Annotated in this window: 21 protein-coding genes; 8 read left to right on the top strand and 13 right to left on the bottom strand. The window is 67.5% G+C overall.

Annotated features, from left to right (window positions below; translation table 11 throughout):
* Positions 1-47: 47 nt before the first annotated feature.
* The 3 genes from ACHUEU_RS15585 to ACHUEU_RS15575 all read left to right on the top strand — a co-directional run bounded on the left by ACHUEU_RS15585 (position 48) and on the right by ACHUEU_RS15575 (position 4,819).
* A complete protein-coding gene (locus ACHUEU_RS15585; protein WP_394217015.1) occupies positions 48-3,596 on the top strand; it encodes a Yip1 family protein in 3,549 nt (1,182 codons plus the stop codon).
* A gap of 95 nt (positions 3,597-3,691) precedes the next feature.
* Positions 3,692-4,390 (top strand): hypothetical protein, encoded by a 699-nt coding sequence (locus tag ACHUEU_RS15580; protein WP_394217014.1) that lies wholly within the window; start codon positions 3,692-3,694, stop codon positions 4,388-4,390.
* Positions 4,391-4,453: 63 nt separating this feature from the next.
* Positions 4,454-4,819 carry a hypothetical protein gene (locus ACHUEU_RS15575; protein WP_394217013.1) on the top strand — a complete coding sequence of 122 codons (366 nt, stop codon included), beginning with the start codon at positions 4,454-4,456 and terminating at the stop codon, positions 4,817-4,819.
* A gap of 87 nt (positions 4,820-4,906) precedes the next feature.
* On the opposite strand, the gene ACHUEU_RS15570 is transcribed toward ACHUEU_RS15575, so the two are convergent.
* From ACHUEU_RS15570 to ACHUEU_RS15545, 6 genes are all read right to left on the bottom strand, one after another.
* Positions 4,907-5,221, bottom strand: coding sequence for a hypothetical protein (locus ACHUEU_RS15570; protein ID WP_394217012.1), 315 nt, complete (start codon positions 5,219-5,221; stop codon positions 4,907-4,909).
* A 97-nt stretch (positions 5,222-5,318) separates the two neighbouring features.
* Positions 5,319-5,885 carry a crossover junction endodeoxyribonuclease RuvC gene (locus tag ACHUEU_RS15565; protein ID WP_394217011.1) on the bottom strand — a complete coding sequence of 189 codons (567 nt, stop codon included), beginning with the start codon at positions 5,883-5,885 and terminating at the stop codon, positions 5,319-5,321.
* Positions 5,882-6,844 carry a hypothetical protein gene (locus ACHUEU_RS15560; RefSeq protein WP_394217010.1) on the bottom strand — a complete coding sequence of 321 codons (963 nt, stop codon included), beginning with the start codon at positions 6,842-6,844 and terminating at the stop codon, positions 5,882-5,884. The genes ACHUEU_RS15565 and ACHUEU_RS15560 overlap by 4 nt, the downstream gene beginning before the upstream one ends.
* A gap of 74 nt (positions 6,845-6,918) precedes the next feature.
* Entirely contained in the window at positions 6,919-7,428 is a 510-nt protein-coding gene (locus ACHUEU_RS15555) for a hypothetical protein (protein ID WP_394217009.1), read from the bottom strand.
* A 143-nt stretch (positions 7,429-7,571) separates the two neighbouring features.
* Complete coding sequence (gene nrdH, locus ACHUEU_RS15550) at positions 7,572-7,823, bottom strand: glutaredoxin-like protein NrdH (RefSeq protein WP_394217008.1); 252 nt, start codon at positions 7,821-7,823, stop codon at positions 7,572-7,574.
* A 168-nt stretch (positions 7,824-7,991) separates the two neighbouring features.
* Positions 7,992-9,257 (bottom strand): AAA family ATPase, encoded by a 1,266-nt coding sequence (locus ACHUEU_RS15545; RefSeq protein ID WP_394217007.1) that lies wholly within the window; start codon positions 9,255-9,257, stop codon positions 7,992-7,994.
* A 158-nt stretch (positions 9,258-9,415) separates the two neighbouring features.
* On the opposite strand from ACHUEU_RS15545, the gene ACHUEU_RS15540 reads away from it, so the two are divergent.
* The gene (locus ACHUEU_RS15540) at positions 9,416-9,751 is read left to right on the top strand and encodes a VOC family protein (RefSeq protein WP_394217017.1); all 336 of its coding nucleotides are present in this window, start codon (positions 9,416-9,418) and stop codon (positions 9,749-9,751) included.
* Between the two features lie 101 nt (positions 9,752-9,852).
* Here ACHUEU_RS15540 and ACHUEU_RS15535 read toward each other — a convergent pair whose 3' ends face one another.
* Positions 9,853-11,169 carry a vWA domain-containing protein gene (locus ACHUEU_RS15535; protein ID WP_394217006.1) on the bottom strand — a complete coding sequence of 439 codons (1,317 nt, stop codon included), beginning with the start codon at positions 11,167-11,169 and terminating at the stop codon, positions 9,853-9,855.
* Between the two features lie 157 nt (positions 11,170-11,326).
* Between ACHUEU_RS15535 and ACHUEU_RS15530 the strand changes: the two genes are divergently transcribed.
* Entirely contained in the window at positions 11,327-11,566 is a 240-nt protein-coding gene (locus ACHUEU_RS15530; RefSeq protein WP_394217005.1) for an addiction module protein, read from the top strand.
* Complete coding sequence (locus ACHUEU_RS15525; protein ID WP_394217004.1) at positions 11,563-11,883, top strand: hypothetical protein; 321 nt, start codon at positions 11,563-11,565, stop codon at positions 11,881-11,883. Before ACHUEU_RS15530 ends, ACHUEU_RS15525 begins: the two co-directional genes overlap by 4 nt.
* A gap of 39 nt (positions 11,884-11,922) precedes the next feature.
* Here ACHUEU_RS15525 and ACHUEU_RS15520 read toward each other — a convergent pair whose 3' ends face one another.
* From ACHUEU_RS15520 to orn, 6 genes are all read right to left on the bottom strand, one after another.
* Complete coding sequence (locus ACHUEU_RS15520) at positions 11,923-13,053, bottom strand: sigma 54-interacting transcriptional regulator (RefSeq protein ID WP_394217016.1); 1,131 nt, start codon at positions 13,051-13,053, stop codon at positions 11,923-11,925.
* A gap of 17 nt (positions 13,054-13,070) precedes the next feature.
* Positions 13,071-14,189, bottom strand: coding sequence for a hypothetical protein (locus tag ACHUEU_RS15515; RefSeq protein WP_394217003.1), 1,119 nt, complete (start codon positions 14,187-14,189; stop codon positions 13,071-13,073).
* On the bottom strand, positions 14,186-14,335 hold the full coding sequence (locus tag ACHUEU_RS15510; protein ID WP_394217002.1) for a hypothetical protein: 150 nt from the start codon (positions 14,333-14,335) through the stop codon (positions 14,186-14,188). The genes ACHUEU_RS15515 and ACHUEU_RS15510 overlap by 4 nt, the downstream gene beginning before the upstream one ends.
* 116 nt (positions 14,336-14,451) lie before the next feature.
* Positions 14,452-15,318, bottom strand: a complete 867-nt coding sequence (locus ACHUEU_RS15505) for a hypothetical protein (RefSeq protein WP_394217001.1) — start codon at positions 15,316-15,318, stop codon at positions 14,452-14,454.
* Positions 15,319-15,342: 24 nt separating this feature from the next.
* Positions 15,343-15,969, bottom strand: coding sequence for a hypothetical protein (locus ACHUEU_RS15500; RefSeq protein WP_394217000.1), 627 nt, complete (start codon positions 15,967-15,969; stop codon positions 15,343-15,345).
* 96 nt (positions 15,970-16,065) lie between these two features.
* Positions 16,066-16,656 carry an oligoribonuclease gene (gene orn, locus ACHUEU_RS15495; protein WP_394216999.1) on the bottom strand — a complete coding sequence of 197 codons (591 nt, stop codon included), beginning with the start codon at positions 16,654-16,656 and terminating at the stop codon, positions 16,066-16,068.
* Positions 16,657-16,921: 265 nt separating this feature from the next.
* Between orn and ACHUEU_RS15490 the strand changes: the two genes are divergently transcribed.
* Both ACHUEU_RS15490 and ACHUEU_RS15485 read left to right on the top strand, forming a co-directional pair.
* Complete coding sequence (locus tag ACHUEU_RS15490) at positions 16,922-17,230, top strand: hypothetical protein (RefSeq protein ID WP_394216998.1); 309 nt, start codon at positions 16,922-16,924, stop codon at positions 17,228-17,230.
* An 8-nt stretch (positions 17,231-17,238) separates the two neighbouring features.
* Positions 17,239-17,553 carry a hypothetical protein gene (locus ACHUEU_RS15485; protein ID WP_394216997.1) on the top strand — a complete coding sequence of 105 codons (315 nt, stop codon included), beginning with the start codon at positions 17,239-17,241 and terminating at the stop codon, positions 17,551-17,553.
* Positions 17,554-17,896 lie beyond the last annotated feature (343 nt).

Raw genomic sequence — 17,896 nt, 5'->3', positions numbered from 1 at the left:
TGGCCATGGTTCATGATCTCGCTTCCCCAGCAAATGCTGGAATCAGCGTGTCCACGAACAAGGGTCAGGCCCCCATCCTCGCCCCACTGGCGATGATGATCGGCACCTTCGCACTCCTCCTCGGCCCCGCCTACGGCGATGACCTCACCGCGCCGGGCGAGACGATCACCTCCGCCCCACAGGACGCGATCCTCCAGGCCACAGGGGTCCAGCCCGCAGTGTTGGACAGGGGCGCCGCAGTGGACAATATGCCCGCCTGCGCCAGCGTTGGTGGTGGTGAGGACCCCATCAAGTGCCTGCCCATCGTGCGCTGGGCGAGCGCCATGCAGCTCGGCGACAGCGTCGAGTTCAACGTGACCCAGCCGCTGCGCAGCGTCGAGGTCAACATGATTGAGAAGACCAGCTTCACGGGAATCCTGGCCGTGGGGAACTTCGCCTGGCTCGCTGCAGCGCTGCTGGTCAACGCCGTCACCAACTTCGAAGTCAATGCCCTGCTGGCCAAGCCCTTGAACGACTTCGCGGCGACGCTCGGCAGCTCGATCATCGAATCCGGAGCGATCTTCCTGATCCTCACCGTCGGCCTGCTCAGCCTGATCCTCGGAGCGACCAGGGGCCGGTTCGGGCTGCGGCGCCTCGCGATGATGATCCTCAGCCTCGGCATCTTCACCGCCATGGTGATGGGGTCGCTGAACGACCGCGGCCAAGGCACCACCTACGACCCCGGCACGTTCTCGCCCGCCTGGATGGTCCAAGAGCTCTCCGCCGCCTTCTCCGCAGCGTCCGACACCATCGCCGCGCCGATCTCGAACCGATCCTCGCAGGCGTCCACCGTGTTCTCCGGGGATGCCAAGTCCGACCCCACGTCGTGCAAGTCCTACATCGACACGCTGCATGCCCAGTACACGGGCTACTACGAGGACACTGGCGAGACTGCCCCCGCCGCGCTGGACGTCATGTCCCGCTGGTGGGAGGAGACCGCGTACCGGGCCTTCGCAGCCATCCAGTACGGGGACCAGTCCAGCCTTGGCGCCGACTACGCCGCCTGCCAGCAACTCGAGACCAACGCCAACATCGCCCCCCACGACCGCGAGGCGATCCTCGAAGAGGCCTATTCCAGCGGCGAGGACGACTACTCCGCTGCCGTCCCGCCGGCCGGATCGCCCATGCTCAATGGCGGCTTCACCAACGACGACCGCGCAGCCCGCCAGAACCAAGCCTGGGGCCTCTGCCAGGTCGACGCCTCAGGCAATTACACGCTCCGCTCCGACCTGCCCGCCGAAGGTATCGACGGCGGCAAGATCGGCGGACCACTCACCCCCGAAGCCTGCGCCCAGATCTTCACCGGCGACGGTGTGAACAACGAGACCGGGGTCGTGTTCGCCCTACCCTTCGCCGACAAGGTCTCCCCGGACGTCACCGTCGACAAGGTCAAGGACATCCAGTTCGCCGTCGTCGGCGACGCGAGCCTCCTCTCGGACCCCGAGAACGGGCTCGCCGAGCACCCCGAGGCGTATTCCTACGTTTCCAACTCCGCCGGCACGATCCGTACCTCGACCACCATGCTCGCCATCACCTACGCGATCAGCGCGCTCATCGGCGCCGCAGCCATGACTATCCTCGCGGCAGCCCTGTTCATCATGAAGCTGCTCTCCCACGTCATGGCGTTCTTCCTCATCATCGCGGCACTGGCTGGCGTCATCTCCCAAGGGTTCGGCTCCGCCGCCAGCTTCTTCAAAGGCTGGATCGGCTACACCACCATCACCTCCGTCACGACGCTGCTGTTCGCCCTCGTTCTGTTGATCGCGACGGCACTCATCCGCGCCGGCGACGCCGTCCTCGGCGGCTGGGCCACCGCCATGATGCTGTGGATCGGGCTCTGCCCTGCCATGTCGATCCTGCTGCTGAACTGGATGTTCAAGCGACTGTTCCGCACCCACAGCCCGTTCACGCTCCGAGGCATGCAGGCCATGGCCGGCAACCCGCTGGCTGTGGCGGGCGCTGTTGGCGGCGGGGGAGCACTCACCAAGAACCTGCTGGAGCAGGGCCGCCGAAAGCTGACCGGAGCCGCCATGGACACCGCGAAGGGTCGACTCCTCGGACGCAAGGACACCGCGAACTCCAAGTCCGCAGCTGCCAACGAAGAGCTCGTCGGCGATGCTACGAACACGCCCCAGGGCGACTCAAAGGCGTCGACGCAGAAGGCGATCACGGGCGGCACCGAGGACACCCAGAGCACCGTCGCCGACGGCGCGGAGGAATCGGGAGATGACCAGGCTGTCGCGGGGGACAGCGAGAGCGCCGCAAAGGTTGCTGAGGGTGAGGATGCCGCAGAGCCCGACGTAGAGCTAGACATTGACGCTGATGGCTCGACCGTCGCGAGAACGTTTGACGGCCCGGATGCGAAAGAGCGGACTCGAACGCCCTTCGGCGCACGCCTGGAGGCGTTCGAGGCAGGCGGTCGCCACGATGACCGGCTCGACGATGCGACCGATCGAGCCGCCGGCATGGCGATCGCGGCCGGATCCGAGACGAGGTCCCTTGGCCGTCATGGTCGGCTCGCGATGCACCGGGTCCGCTCGGTCCCGGACAACGTGCGCCGACAGATCAGCGGCGGTGCCGGGCTTCTCCAGCAGAAGTGGGCCGAGGGCAAGGCGACTCGCAGCGCAATCTGGAACAACAAGTCCCTGACCGCGCAGTACCTCGCGATCCGCGGCGTCGGCGCGGCCACCCGGGTCGTCGGCACCGCGGGCACCAAGCTCGCCACCGCCGCCACGAACCCCGCGACGTACAAGGCTGCGGTAAAGGGCGCCGCCCTATACGGAGGCTTGGCCTTGGCCTCGGGTGGGCTTGCCGTTCCCGCAGCAGTGATGGGCGGACGGGCCCTACTGAAGCACCGCCGGAACATCGCCCAGGGCGCCGCGACGGCCGCCGGTACCGGGGTTTCAGCGCTGACGGGTCTGGCCAAGACCGCCTATCGGGTCGGCATCCCCGAGATGTCGACCGACAACCGACAGGAGGTGGTGGAGTCCATGGAGCTCGAGTCCCGCATCCGCGCCGACCAGTCCGAGAATACCCGCGCTCCGATCACGGAACTCGCCCACGGCCTTCCGGTCGTGCAGGAGCGCCAGCTCGCCGCCGAGATGCGCGAAGCCACGGCATCGTTCGATGCCTTCGATGCCGAGAACGGTCGCGCCCCGGACGCGAATGAACGCGCCGCGATGGTCGACGGGCTGCCGTTCTTCGCGTCGATGAACCAGGACGTCCAGTTGAGAAGCCTCTTCGAGCAGAAGGTTGCCGCCGAGTCCGCGCAGGCGCAGGAGATCTTCAACGCGCACGCCGAGGAGCACGGCACGCAACTGGAGCCCGAGCAGATGCAGGCACTGACCAAGGAGCTGCCGTTCTACGCCCAGTCCATCCGGGGACTGGACCCTCGCCAGGGCACCCTCGAACTAGCCGGGACGGGCAACGACTCCGCGCCCCGTCTCGACGCGGTGAACGAGCTCCGGTCGTATGACCCGCTGGCAGCCTCCACGCCCGTCGCCGTGCCGATCGGTCAGGGGGCTTTCGACCTCGAGGGGAGCCATGAGCAGCGATGACGACGCAGCCTCGCACCCCGTCCGGCAGCTCCGAGGGTGGCAGGTTCGGATCCATCTCCCGCCCCGATGCGCTGATGGATGCCACACTCGTGCCCATGAGCGAGAACGGAACGGACGGGTCGATCTACTTCCCCGAGCGCCTGCACAGCGCTGACGAGCACCTCTCGTGGTGGTCTACCGTGCCCGTTCCCGACGAAGTCCTCCAGTCCGTCATGGACGACTACAGCAACAGCCGCGCGGTGACCCTGAACTCGATCGTTGGCAAATGGAACGCTCCGGACCGGAAGCCTGAATGGAGTCAGGCAGAGCATGAGGCGCGGACTCGAGAGTCTGCAGAGCAACACAACGCGATCGCCGCGTCCTGGAAGGATCGTGTTCCGGAGAAGCTCGATCGGTTCGCCGTTCGCGACGCCGTCCGCACCCACCTCGCCTGGACCTACCGCTACACCCTCCCCGCCGACGAGCAGACCAAAGTCGAACAATCTCAGGTCACCGTCGGCGACTTCCGCGGTACCCCGGCCGAAGTGTCCACGCACTACGCCATGCCCGGGTTCGCCGCCCGACATCCGGAAGCATTTTCCCGCCTTCCCGACAACGACGCCGCCGTGCGAAAGCAGCTCGCCCAGCTTCGCGCCCAGATCGACGCCGTCGACACGACCACCAAGAAGATGTACGTCAGCGACATGGTCGAGCAGGGCTACTCCGCCGACCAGATAGACGCCGACCTCCGCGGCGAACACCCCGGCGCCCCAATCGGCGGCCGGAAGGCACTCAAGAGCTTCAAGAACGGCTGAGCTCGACGCACCGCAACTGGGCCTTCACGCAAGCGAGTACCGGTGCATGGGTACCGTGGATGGATGACCACCACCCCATCGAATGGCTCGCGGAGCTTCGACGTCTTCGCCATCATGTCGAGCACGGCAGGCGGAATCGGGATCGCGCTCGCGCTGTGGGGGCAAGTGGTCGTTGCCGAGCGATACGCACGTCACGTGCAGAACGGGCACCCCGTCATGTTCGATGGAATCGCGTTCGTCGCCCCGATACCCGGATTCATCTGCGCCGTTCTCGCGCTCGTGCTCGGCGCAGTCGGCCTCTACACCCGAAGCGCCAACCGTCTGTGGACGATCGTGGGCGTCATCGCTGGAGTCATCGCGATCGCGTGCACAGTCTCCGGGCTGCCCGTCAGTCTCTTCCCGGACAACTCGACGCCGAAGAACCTGTGAACGCCGCACGAGCCGCTTGACCGGTGTCCCGTCCCGACGGTTCACTTCGAAGCCCTGGTGAGGCTGCAGGGAAGATCTCTCGCGGCATCAGAGGTCGAGAGTTGGGTCCACCGAGCTGATGCTCTTGCGCCTCTCTCGCGCGTACGCGATTTCACGTTGCGTTGCCGATCCGAGGTATCCGCCTTCGCTGACCACCCGCACCTCGTCAGACAAGTCGATACGGCGGAGATGCAGCTCACCGAGAGCCTCTCGTCGGGCGGGCGTCAGTTCCTCGCTGATGGCTTCAGGTGCTAGCACGATAATCCCGAGCGCAGTGAGACGACGCCGCTCTGACTCGAACAGGCTCTGGAAACGCAGCGAACCGCAGAGGCAGACCACTCTGGGCCGGTCGGCGTGGCTCATTACTTGACCTCTCTAGGTGCACGGCTGATGTCCGAATGCTCGCACGCCTCACCTCTCTTGATCCGTGGTTAGCTAGCGACGGGCTCCGCCCACTCCGTCAGACCACCGACGCGAGGCCCGGTTCGACGGGCGTTTGCACTTTCCTCAGCGCCTTCAGCTTCGCCTGCGAGGGCTCCCGGAGCTCGATGGGCTGGCCGGCGAGGCGGGAGACCATCGCAGCGATCACGACGGCGTCGGCGACGTCATTGCCGGTGATCTCGGCCTGCTTGTATGTGGCGGCTGCCGTGACGAGCACGAGATCCTTGCCCGCGTTGCCCTTGCCGGTCGCGTACATCATCCGCGAGGGCGGGGTGATCTCGACGACCGGAATGCCGCGGGTCTCGAGCTGCCCGACGATCCACCACCACAGCCCCGACCGGTCATGCACCTTGCCGGCGTTGCGCATCCCGTAGGCCGGGGACTCGATCCCGACAAAATCGGCCCCGTCGACCAGGTCCAGGATGCTCGCGGCAAGCCGCTCCATGCGCTCGAATCGGGTGCGGACCGTCTCGGTCCCCGGGGCGGGCGGTTTGGAGGTGACTGTCGAGGTCTCCACCCGTTCGGGGGAGCGGACCACGGCCACGCCCGTGCTGGTGAGAGAGGGGTCGATCCCGGCGACGATCATGCCGCGTCCAGCTGCTCGTGCAGGTGCTGGCTATGGGTGCGGAGACGCCGGATCCCGCGTTGCAGATCCGACTCCAGGTCGACGGCTTCAACACGGGCGCCAGCGTGGCGGCAAGCGGTCTCAACGCGGGTGCGGAGCTCTTCGCCGACGGGGCTGAGAGTCTCGTTGCCGTCGTAGCGGTTGCGCATCATCGAGTCCGGGACATTGCGCACGTCCACGCTCAGCGACAGCCTGCCGCGGTCGATCGTGATGACGGGAATGTAGCTGGGGCCGGTCGGCAGTGACTGCTCCTGGCACTGCTCGGCGAAGGTTCGCAGGAGCTTGTCCTGCATGCCCCGTGCCTCGTCGAGCGTCGCCGGCCTGTCTCTGACTCCGGGGCGGGGGTTCTGGGGCTGAGGGTGCTGCTGCATCCATGCGGTCAGGGCGTGCTGTTGGGCTGCCGATTCGCACAGCGCCTCGGCCTCGTACAGGTCGTCGTCGCCCATCCGCTTGGCGATCGCGCGGGCGATCCGGTCGGCGTTCGCAGAGTCGTGCGCTGCCAGCGCCGGGCTCAGCTCCGCGAGGCGCGCCTCGGCCTCGTTGGGGGAGAGCTCGTGGGTCTCGTAGGCGAACTCCGCCAAGCGGCGATGTACGACGTAGGGGTGGTCCGGGTCGCCGTTGATCAGGATCGTCGAGCCGTCATCGATGGTCACGTGCGTGAGCGTGCCGTCGTCGTCGTGGTGTTCGATGGTGCCATCGAGCAGGACCCGGTCAGCGATCGACCCGTTCTCGTGGAACGTCGAGTCCGCATCGGAGGCTGGGTACTCCCAGGAGATCCCTGCGTCTTCGTGATCCCAGTCCACCGTCGGATCCAGCGGGTCCAAGTCGACGTCGATGTCGGCCTCGGCGCGGGTGGTGGTGGCGAACTCACCCGGATTGCCCTGCTCGCCGGTGTCGCGCTTGCGGGTGTGCTCCGACATGGTCCGCTCCTCGTCCTTGTGATCGGGTCTCACCGCGGGCAGTGGGCGAGCATGCTCGTTCACGGGACGGCGGTTCAGCCCCACTCGTGCAGGCGCAGATCGTTGCGGAAGTCGCCGAGGGTGGCACTGACCGTCGAGGAGAACTCCTCGTCAGAGACGCCCTCGTAGCCGGTGTGCGTGAGTTCGAGCGTGCTCGACGCCGAGATCCACCTGGCCTCGCCCGGGAATCCCAGGTCGGCACCGAATGCCTCGGGGTCGTCGCTGCACGCCTCGAGGTAGGCATCGACCTGCTCGTCGGAGACGTCCTCGTCGCGGACTTCCCAGGGCGCGGACCCTTGGCGGTAGCCCGAGGTCGGCAGCTGGTCGCGGTTGATCTGGATTGAGACGACGGTGCGCCCCTCGGTATCGAACCGGGCCTCGACGTGCTCGGTGAGGTAGCGGAGTCCGGGAGACACAACCACGTCCCGCCCACGCGCCGAGGACTCGGGGACCTGAACTGCGACGTCGTGGCGGGTGGTCGTCGCGAACTGGCCGCCGTTGCCCTGCTCTCCGGTGTCGCGCTTGCGAAGCTTCGTCGTGGTCATGCCCGTGCCTCCTCGCTGAACGTCTCTCGCCCCGGGGAGTGGGCGAAGGCTCGGCGTGGCGGGACGGCAGTCCGAGCGCAGAAAGGCCCCTCGCCCAAACTGCGCAAGCGGGAGGAGGGGCCGGCGGACGGTGACGCGCACTGTCAGGCAGCGGCGACCGTTCGGACCCTGGTGCCAGCGAGGGCCTTCACCTTCTCGGGCCGGAACCCCGACCAGTGATCCCCGTCGGCGACGACGACCGGAGCCTGGATGTAGCCCAGCGACTTGACGGTTGCTAGGCCCTCGGCGTCCTCGGTGACGTCGATGAGCTCGTAGGCGATGCCCGCCTTGTTCAGCGCGCGCTTGGTCGCGTCGCACTGCACGCAGAGGGGCTTGGAGTACACGGTGACGTTCATCGGGGAGTCCTCACTTCCGGATGGGGCTGCAGCACCGGAGCCTCCGGCGCCGTCGGTATGCAGCAGGTGAAGTGGGCGGAGGATTCGTGTTCAGTTGAATCAGAGGCTGGCCCAGGGCGCAGGTGCGACTGCGCGTGAACGAGCACCGAAGTCAGCTCGGGCCCTCCACTAGCCGATGAGGTTCTTCCGTACCTGGACCGTCGTCGCGGAGCCCTCGACGCCCTCCTGGGCCTCGATCAGCTCCTGCCAGTCGCCGCTGTGGACCCAGGTCAGGTGGCTCATGTGACGGGAGGCCATCACACACAGCCTCCCGAGTGCGAGATGATGCTCGGAGACGGTCGAGGCTGATGCGAGAGGGTCCAGCGCGATCACGGCGTGCCACTGTCCACCCTGCAAGCGATCGGCGGTGCCGACGGTGATTCCGGGGTACTTGCCCATGGTGGAGAGGAACCCGGCGATGCCGTTGACGGCCATATTGTCCCCGGCCACAACGCACACATCGCTCGGGGTCAGCGGACGGCTCCCATCAGCGGCGACGACCTCCTTCCCGACGTAGCTGGCTGCCAGGCGGGCCACGTCTGCGTACAGGTCCAACGGATCTGGCCGGTCGATCTGGATGCTCTCGATCTCGTCGTGGCCAACCATGTGACGGTTCGGCCGGGAGGAGTCGAAGGGGAAGTCATACAGCGGGGCGATCGCATCGACCGTGGCCTGCCCGAGCCGGTAGGACGTCGGCAGGTGCGCGACCGTCGCGGACGGATGGTTGCGCAGCACGTCGGGCGCGCGGCCATGCGGCGGGTAGGGGCTGTCCTCGAACACGGACGTGTCAGCGGTGATCACGGGGCCGATCTGGCCCGGGTCACCGACCATCAACACCTGCTCCGAGCCCTTCGCCGCAGCAGTGAGCGACGCGAACGTGGACTGGTAGGCCTCGTCCACGATCAGCAGGTCACTGGTGGTGGAGGTGCTCATGGCCATCGACGCCATGGTCCGCACGACGATGTCCCCGGCGTGGCCCTGGAACGCGCCGCTGCCGGGGGTGTGGATCGCCGTGGTCGAGGCCTTGTCCACACCGTTCAGGGCCAGGACGACGGATGCCTGTTCGTGCACGTCGGCCAGTCGCTCGGCGACCGAGGTGGCCGCAGCGCGGGTCGGTGCCGCGACAGTGACGGTCAGGTCCGTGTTCGCACCGAGCCACAGGGCGGCGTTGACCAGCAGGGTGGTCTTCCCAGAGCCCGGCGGGGAGTCGATGATCGTCACCCGCCGCCCCGAGACAGTCTCGTAGAGCGCCTCCGACAGCACTGACCCCGGCACCAGCGTCTGCCACGCCGGGATTTCCCGGGCGGAGGTGACCTCCTCGGGTGACGGCTCTACTCGGGGTGCCTTCGACGTGTCGATGCCCAGGGTGTTCAGGTCCGCCGCGCTCAGGGCCACGTCTTCTCCTTAGTCCGGTGCTGCGTGCACTCACCCAGTGGGCGAACCGGCGAGACTGCGGGACGGTTGTCCCCTGCACCGTCAGAGCCCGGGAACATACTGGGGATCCCGCACCCGAGCTCCGAAGGCCTTCCACGAATGCACCGACGCACCACGCGATCAGCTACATCGAGTTCGGGGTGACCGACCTCGCCACCGTGAAGGCGTTCTACGAGTCCGCGTTCGGGTGGGAGTTCAACGATTACGGTCCCGGGTACTCCGGCATCCGAGCGGCTGACGGGGTAGGTGAGATCGGTGGCCTGGCTTCCGGTGCCGCGCCCAGCACTGGCGGCCCACTCGTGCTGTTGTTCTCAGAGGATCTCGACGCGACGGTCGAGGCAGTGACGAAAGCGGGAGGCATCGTGTTCGCCGGCCCCTACGAGTTCCCCGGAGGGCGGCGCTTCGAGTTCACCGATCCGAGTGGCAATCGGCTCGGTGTCTTCGCCGACGCCTGAGCAGGCCACGCTTCGACGACAAACTGCCTGGATCAGATGGTCATGCCGGACACGGACACCGACGGCTTCGCGGCTTTTGCGTCGCCTGCAGGCCGTCTGGGTCAGACACAGAGACCCGAGACCGAGACTGACGGCATCCAGTCGGGTGTCGTGTCCGTGCCGTCCGAGGTGATCAGGGCGATCGTGGGAAACGTCGTCTTGGCCTCCGGCCAGTTCGTGCCGCCGTCGGTCGCGACGACCACCAGCTCGGGCTCCTTCTCGAACGCCTCCGGGATCGCGGCCAGACCCAGGCGTATGTCCGTACCGCCACCGCCGGAGGCCGAGCGCAGCACGTCCTTCTCGGACAGGGCCCGGGCCTTGTAGACCGCCGCGTCCACATCCATGACGAAGACGCGGTCCTCGTGCACACCGCAACGCAGGGCGATCTCGCGGACCTCGCGACCGACCTCGCCGAGTTCCTGATCGCTCACCGACCCGGACGTGTCGCGAATGACCACGATGGTGGGGTCAGGCCGGAACGTGCCCGGCAGGATGATCTTGCGGCCCTTGGACCCATCGGGCATCCGCACCCGAACGCTCTGGCGGCGCGAGGCACGAGAGAACGTCTTGAACGTCCCACGCGGCTTCCGTCGCACCGCCCGACGCAGGTACCCGCCGATGACCGCCTGCCACGGGATCACACTCGGCGCGGTCACCTCAGCCGCCCAACGGCCCAGCCGACCGGCATCGGCCCCCTTGTCCTTGAGCATCGCCTCGGCGACGTTCTGCACGGCAGCGACGACCTCGAAGTCCTCCGCCGGGGGAGCCAGCAGATCCAGGTTCTCCCACGTGCGGGTGAGGAACGCCAGCGAGGCACGGTCCGCCAGGTCGGTCCCGAGCGTGACGGCCCCGTCGAACAGGTCCCCGGCCAGGTCATCGAGAGAGAACACGTGCTCCATGTCGGACGCGTGGGCGCGACGGGCGAGATCGTCGTAGTACTCGATGACGCTCAGCCCCCGGTCCATGTTGATCTTCTCCGCCGTGTTGGAAACGGTCGAGGGGAAGCTGAGGCCAGCGTCCTCGAGGTCGTCGTTCACGGCGGCGTCGGCGGCCATACGCCACAGGTCGGGGGAGAGGGTGCCGTCGGTCTCGAGCCTCGCCACCGACAGCGCGTGATGGTCGAACATGACGTGGAACATGAGGTGGAGCAGGACCTGCGCGTTCTCGTCGTCGCTGTAGTCGCGGTCCATCGCATCCACGTCGAGGAACACCCGCAGGCGGGGATCGACGGCGCCGAGGGTCTCGAGGCCCGGCACGTTCACATACCGGGAGGCGTACAGCAGCGCAGCGATGTAGGGGGCGCGCTTCTCGGCGATCGCACGCCACACCGACAGGCGCTCCTCCTTGTCGGCGGTGAGCTTCCGGGCGTGACCGGACATGGGGTCCTCCTCGTGCTGGGGTACCCGTGAAGTGGGCGAACACCAGCCCCGAGAGGACGAGAGGACCCCGGAGCGCGCTGCTCTACCGGCGGCACTTCAGCACTGCGGGCGCGTCGTGATCCTGGCCGACTGTCTCCCAGGCGCGTAGGCTTGCCATATGACGTCGAGGCTGGAGGACTACATCGCCGAGGGTAGGACCCTCGATGCTGATGAGCGCGAAATCGCCGCCCTCTCCCTTCAGCAGGTCGACGAGGATCGGCAGGCCGAGGTCGACGCCGCATGGGAAGAGACCATCAACCGCCGTCTCGATGAGCTGCTGAGCGGGAAGGTCGAGCCGGTTAGCGGCCGTGCGACCCGAGCCAAGGCGCGCGAACTCCTCGCTCAGCGACGCAAGTGACCCTCGACTGGCACGAACACCCCGAAGCGAGCTCCGAGTATCTCGATGCTGTCGTCAAGTACGCGGACATCGACGACGGTAGGCTCGGTGACGAGTTCGCCGACGTGGCTGATGCCGCCTCCGACTTGATCTTGCAGTCGCCGGATTCGCCGCCGCCGTACATGGGGCGTCGGCGTGATCCCGTGGTGCGGAGCTGGCACCTCGGCAAGTTCCCCTACCGCCTGATCTACGTCGTCCGCGCCGGCGAGATCTTCGTCTTGGCTTACGCCCACGAGTCCCGGGAGCCCGGATACTGGACGGACCGTCTCAACCGCTGATGCTCGAACGGTCGAGGCTCTCGGCGTAGGTCGCGGTGCTCATCGCCACGCGCCGATGCTCCGCAGCATCGGACCGAACGTCTCCTCCGCCGAGGCGGGAATCTTCGCCCCCTTCGGTGCGCGGGACAGCAGTAGCCGGGCCGAGCGCAGGCACACGTCCTTCCGCCCGGTGACGGTCGCGCAGTGCATCAGGACGGCGAGGGCGTCGCGCCACACCTCCAGCGACCCCTGCTCAACAGCGAACGTCGAGACCGCGCCGAGCACCGTAAGGGTCTTGCTGGGGTGATGGTCGCTCCAGTCCTCGACGGTGGGGTCGTTCAGGACCGCGCGGAGGTCGAAGTCCGCAGCTTCGATCCGCCAGCGCATGAACGCCTCCGCCACCGCACGACCCACCAAGCCCCGCAGCGTGGTGGTCTGTACGTCGGTGGCGTCCTCTTCGATGCGGGACAGGACCCGGATCGCGTTGTCCCACGAACGTGGAGACGGCCACGCCCCGCCCTCACGTGCCGGGTCTGTCGGCTGGTCGTGAATGAAGTGACGGTGAGCGTCGAGGAAGGCGAGCACGAGCGCCTTCTCCCGTGCGATCCGGTCCGTGCGGGTATCGCCGTCATCGATGATCCGCTCGGTCGCAGTCGGCCAGCCGGAGGTCATGCCGTCCAGCCACGCCTGCCGGTCCAGTTCCCAGTCCAGGTGGAGCAGCCGGTTGGCGATCTGGCTGGGCAGATCGCTCGAGGTCGCATACCGCTCGGGCGGGTTGCCGTCCAGCACGATCGCGACGGAGGTGGGCAGGTAGGTGTTCTCGCCGACCTGACGCTCCTGCAGCACGTTCATGCACGCCTGCTGGACGTCGACTTCGCCCATGTTGAACTCGCTGAGCAGCAGCAGTCCCTTGTCGGCCTCGACCAGGCGATGACCCCAGCCGGGGACGGCGAACTCGGTCGTGGTGATCGTGCCCTCGCGGACGGTGGGGATGCCGCCGATGTCGGACTTCTCCCTGTGGGCGAGCACGACGGATTCGAGGTGGCGTTTCGAGGCCGTGGCGTAGTCGCGGATGAAGGCGCTCTTGCCGATGCCGGAGTCGCCCTTGAGGAACACGGGGACGTTCGCCGCGATGCTCGCGCGGAAGACTGCTTCTTGGGTACTGACCATGCCTTCGAAGTGGGCGAGCAGCCGCGCCGGTGGGACGATCAGGCAGGCGTGGTCGCCATTCCCGCCAGTGCCAGTTCGGCGGGCACGATCCGCTGCACCGGGTCGACCGGCGGCACCCCGCCATCCCAGGGCGAGGGTTCCTTGCGAGAGAAGCGCGGAGAGGCCCCGAACGGTGCTTCCACCAGGAAGATCTCCCGCCCGTACGCGGAGCGGAACGACCAGGCGCCCTTGGCGTCCGGGGTGATTTCGAGGATGAACTGTCCGTGGTCGTAGCCGAACCCGGCAACCTTCCCGCCGCGCAGGTCGGAGTCCGGGCTGCTGGGGTCGACCACCCACACGGTGGACGAGTTCCGGAACGGGATGGACCCCTCGGGGATGATCAGTCGCTCGGTGGTGGTCTCGTGGCTGGGCCGCTCGGGGACTGCCGCGATGGTGCGGCGGGAGGCGAGGCTGTACGGGCGCAGGGTCTCGTCGACGGCGCAGAGGGTCTTCCACTGATCGCCGAGGGCTTCCATCGCCACGAACGCCTGGGCGTCATTGAGCGCCCCGGGGAAGGTGCGGGCGCGGGTGATGCGGTCGGAGGCGGCGGTGATGCGGGTGCAGAGGCTGCCATGCGTGCTCGAGCCCCGGATCGACAGCCGGTACAGGTCGCCCAGCCCGGTGCTCGAATGTGGGTCGGTGACGCCGAGGGTGTGAGCCCATGCGGTGAGGTCGTCGGTGTCCTCGAACGGTGCCCAGTAGCGGGCCGTGAGGGCGCGGGTGATGATGGTGAGGGAGGAGAACCACGGGGTCACCAGGGCGACGTCGAGGACGCGGCGCACGGCGAGCACGGCGTTGCGCTGGTCGATGGTGGTGAACCGTGCCTTCGAGAACGCCCGGATGAGCAGGCGCAGATCCCGGTGGGTGGGCATGACGATCTCGCGACGCGATTCGGACTCGTTGTCCGTGTTCAGGAGCACTGCCGCGATCTCGTGGCCCTTCATCGGACCGTCGGAGGTGCGGACGCGCCCCTTGTCGACCCACACGAACAGCTTCTCTCGCGCGTGCAGGCTGGGCAGCGTCTCGGACATGCGGGGGAGCGCGCGACCGGTCCGGGCGGCTTCCTGGCGGCGCTGAGCGGCGTACTCGGCGGCCTTCATCGAGCCGGTGGAGTTCACGCCTTTTCCTCCGGGTCGACCAGCCACCCATCCGGAGTTATGCAGGCACCGAGAATCGTGACGAGCACGCCGCCGAGCGCGAGGAGGAACGAGGGCAGACCGCTGTCCCAGAAGAAGGCCACGGCGGCGCAGAGCAGACCGAGCATCGCGGCCACCTGGGCCGGGCGCCGATCCCGAAGTGTGGGGGAGTGCTGCGGTGCGGTGGTCGTGTCCTCTGCTTCCATGACCAGGCAGTGGGCGCGCGGGTTCCCTGGTGGGACGGTCAGGAGACCTTCGCCCTGCAGGCGTGCTCGGTCGCGGAGCCGTAGTAGCGGCCGCAGTCCTCGCATTGCACGGCGACGTCGATGCTGGTGTTCCCGGCCCGGCGCACGTAGGTGTTGTAGGCCTTGCCGACCGACGACGAGGACGCCACGCGCCCCCACGTGTCGGGGTCCATGTTGTACACGTACGCGCCGGTGGGGTTCGCCTTGGATGGCTGCATGACGATTGTCGCCTGCTGCGACTCGGCGTTGTAGCCCATCTCCCGGATCCACGTGGACGCGGCGCGACGAGTGTCCACCCCTGTCCCGGCAGCGCGGTGACAGTACGTGGCCACCAACTGGGCGGTGTGCTCCCGTGTCAGCGTCGGCCGGCGGGACTCGAGCGTCGCCCGGACCGACTCGGAGACCTGGGCCTTTCGTTCCGGATCGAAGCCCGCCGGCATGGTCACGTCGTAGGAGCGACCTCGCTTCGAGACACGGACCGCGCTCATCACGGAGTCATTTTCCGGGCCGGTGTATTCGATCGGCATCTCGAAGGGCCGCGACTCATCGCCGGTGTGCTCGGCGACTTGGCTGGCGAACCGTCGCACCGAGGCGTGGGAGGGCATCGTGATCGAGTAGTCGTCTCCGGTGTAGGTGCGGCGCTGGGGACGGCCGTCGTCGCGGCCCATGGTCGGCACCGTGCCGGAGGTGTCGGTGAGCTGCGCGGCGTGCTCCCACCACTGCGTCGCCGACTGGTTCGTGCCATCGGTGCGGGTGAACCGGGACTGCGGGACCGCCACCTCGGCCTCCCCGCGGGTGACGGTGCCGAATTGGCCCTGGTTGCCCTGCTCGCCGGTGTCGCGCTTGCGGATCTTCCTGTCGCTCATGCCGCCTCCTCCTGATTGGTGTGCTCACCAGGCAGAAGTGGGCGGGGCCATCTCCGCAGCGGTCTCGAGCTCGTCGAGGGCCACCTGCATCTCGACAGAGAACTCCCGAGAGCGGGCTCGGATGGATTCGTCGAAGCGCAGCTCGGCGAGCCGGCGGACGGCGGACAAGGCCGAGGCGTAGTACTCGTCCCGTGCCGAGAGGATCCAGAGGGCTGATCGTTCCTCCGGCCTGACCGTGCTGGGGGATTCGAGGAGCGTCCGGCGCAGCGACTCCATCGCGGGCCCTCCGGAGAGCTCGTCGGCCGTCAGGTATCGGAGCCCCGAATCAGGTATGTCGCGCAGGGCATCAAGGGGATCCGCTGGATAGGTCGCCGTCACCAGCACTGCCAGTCCGAACCTGGGCAGGAGCATCGAGAGCAGCCCACCGAAACTGCGCGTCACGATCGAGCGGACCGAGTACGCCTGCAGCTCGGCGATCAGGCGGGACCGGAACTCGGGTGCCCCATCTCCCGGTGGCACCAGCACCAGCAGATCGGGCCCGCCCCGGCGGATGCGCACGCAGCAGTCACCGTCGACCGCCTCGTCGATTCGGTACGGGGGAGCGTTCGAATAGAGGGGGACGTAGATGGTGTCGCGGCGCGGGCTGGTCATACCTCCTCGAAGTGGGCGGGGCGGTGAATCGACGCTGGTCCAGAAGGGCGACGGGGGCGATTCTGCGCGGCCGGTCGCCAGCGTTCCCGCAGGTCTTCACGCGACCAGGGATCGGGCACGACGGATGGAGCGCAAGGCCTCGAGCTGGCGGATGGAGTCGCGGATGTCGCCGAGGGCGCGATGCGCATCGGAGGGATCGAACCGCTCGCGCCACGCGGCGATTTGCCGGTCGTAGCCGTCGCGAATCAACTCCTGCTCGATGCCGGAGACGTCGATGGAGCGGTAGTGCAGGCGGGAGAAGGTCTGTGGTGCGTGGCGGGCGAGGAATCCGCGGTCGTGGGTGATTGAGTTGCCGCCGAGCAGGAACGGTCCGGGGTGGCCGGCGGTGAAGCGGTCGATGGCGCCGGCGACGAGGTGGTCCGCCACGCGGGGATCGTGTGCGTCAGTTCCGCGCATTGCGTCGATCAATCCGTTGGCGGTGTGCATCTCGCGGACGAAGGCGTCCATGCGCTGGATGGAGGCGTCTACGGCGGAGTTCGGGGTGATGACGATGTCGAACGCGCCGATCTCGGTGAGGTCGTTGCGGGTGACGACGACGGCGATCTCCAGCAGGTCATCGGTGGTGGGGTCGAGGCCGGTGGTCTCGGTGTCGATCCAGACGATCAGGTCGGGGTTCGCGGCAGGCATGGATCCTCCTCAGGGTTCGTGCCGCCCCAGTGGGCGTGGGGAACACCCGACGGGACGTCCCGCGGCAGCTGCTCGTCGCCCACTGGCTCGGTCATCACCCCTGAACGGAGCCGCGATGACCATGAAGCCGCCGACGATCACGCACCGCTCCACCCGATCCGAGTGCGCCATCTGCGGCACGCCGATGTGACGGACCTGGACCGACGACCTTTCCGACTACACCTGGCGAGCCGTCGACGGGACGATCGTCGGCACCGCTGAGGATGTGCCGGACGGAGCCCCGACCAGCACCCCTGAACTGCTCGAGCTGCTGGCGGCCCGGGGGGACATGCACTCGTATTCGACCGTGCTCGCCCGCTACCAGCTGGGGCACCTCGAGCTGCCCTGGGAACACCTTCACCACGCGGTCGAGCCCACTTCGGAGATCGACCCGCAGGACGTCCCCGACTGCCACGGGTGGCCGATGCGCGCCGCCCCCGGCGCCTGGATCTGCCGAGTCGACGGCACCATCGCCCCGCGGGAAGTCGCGGCCGGCGGGCAGCATCGGCAGTGGGGATCCGGGCAGCGGGGATGAGCGCAATCATGGACGCAGCGTTCGAGTCGTACCGGATGATGCGGGCCGACTTCGAGCTGTATCGCCACAGCTGGTTCCTGCGCGCTCACGGCGAATTGCGCGGTGAGCTGCTGAACGCTGTTGGCCGCGCTGCGTGCATCGATCCTGCCTCACTGTTCATGGGGCCGTGGCCTCGCGTCGAGCGGTACGCCTCCGACGAACTCAAGAGCTGGTTCGAACAGCAGGGGCGGATCACGGTCGAGGAGTTCGAGACTCAGTGGTGGAACGGACGAGACAGCAGCCTCGGGCTGCAGGTGCACACCTTGTTGGCCGAGATCGTGTGACCGGCTCGCGCGTCAGGGCCAGGTGAGATCGTCCTTGTGTGAACCATCCGAATGCGGAGCGCTACGGCAACCATCTTGCCGCCGAGGCGATGAAGCGAGCCGTGCACTCGGTGACCATCGGATACCGGCTCACCCTCACCGGTGCGCCTCTCGTCGGGCCGGTGCTCAAGTTGACGTCGAAGGAGAGTTTCGGGTCACCAGCGAACGACGCCTTCTGGGCTACCGTCCGACGTCGGCGAAATGCTGTGTTCTAGGCAGAATCTCGGGAATCGCTAGAACGGGAGGCCGTACAGCAGGTTGTGGCGCGGGCATCCGCCGCCTCAAGCCTGTAGCGTTTCTCTAA

The organism is Brachybacterium vulturis, assembly GCF_043641765.1.
GTDB lineage: Bacteria > Actinomycetota > Actinomycetes > Actinomycetales > Dermabacteraceae > Brachybacterium > Brachybacterium vulturis_A.
Note: the sequence above shows the minus strand (reverse complement) of the source record. Positions and strands in the feature narration are given on the sequence as shown.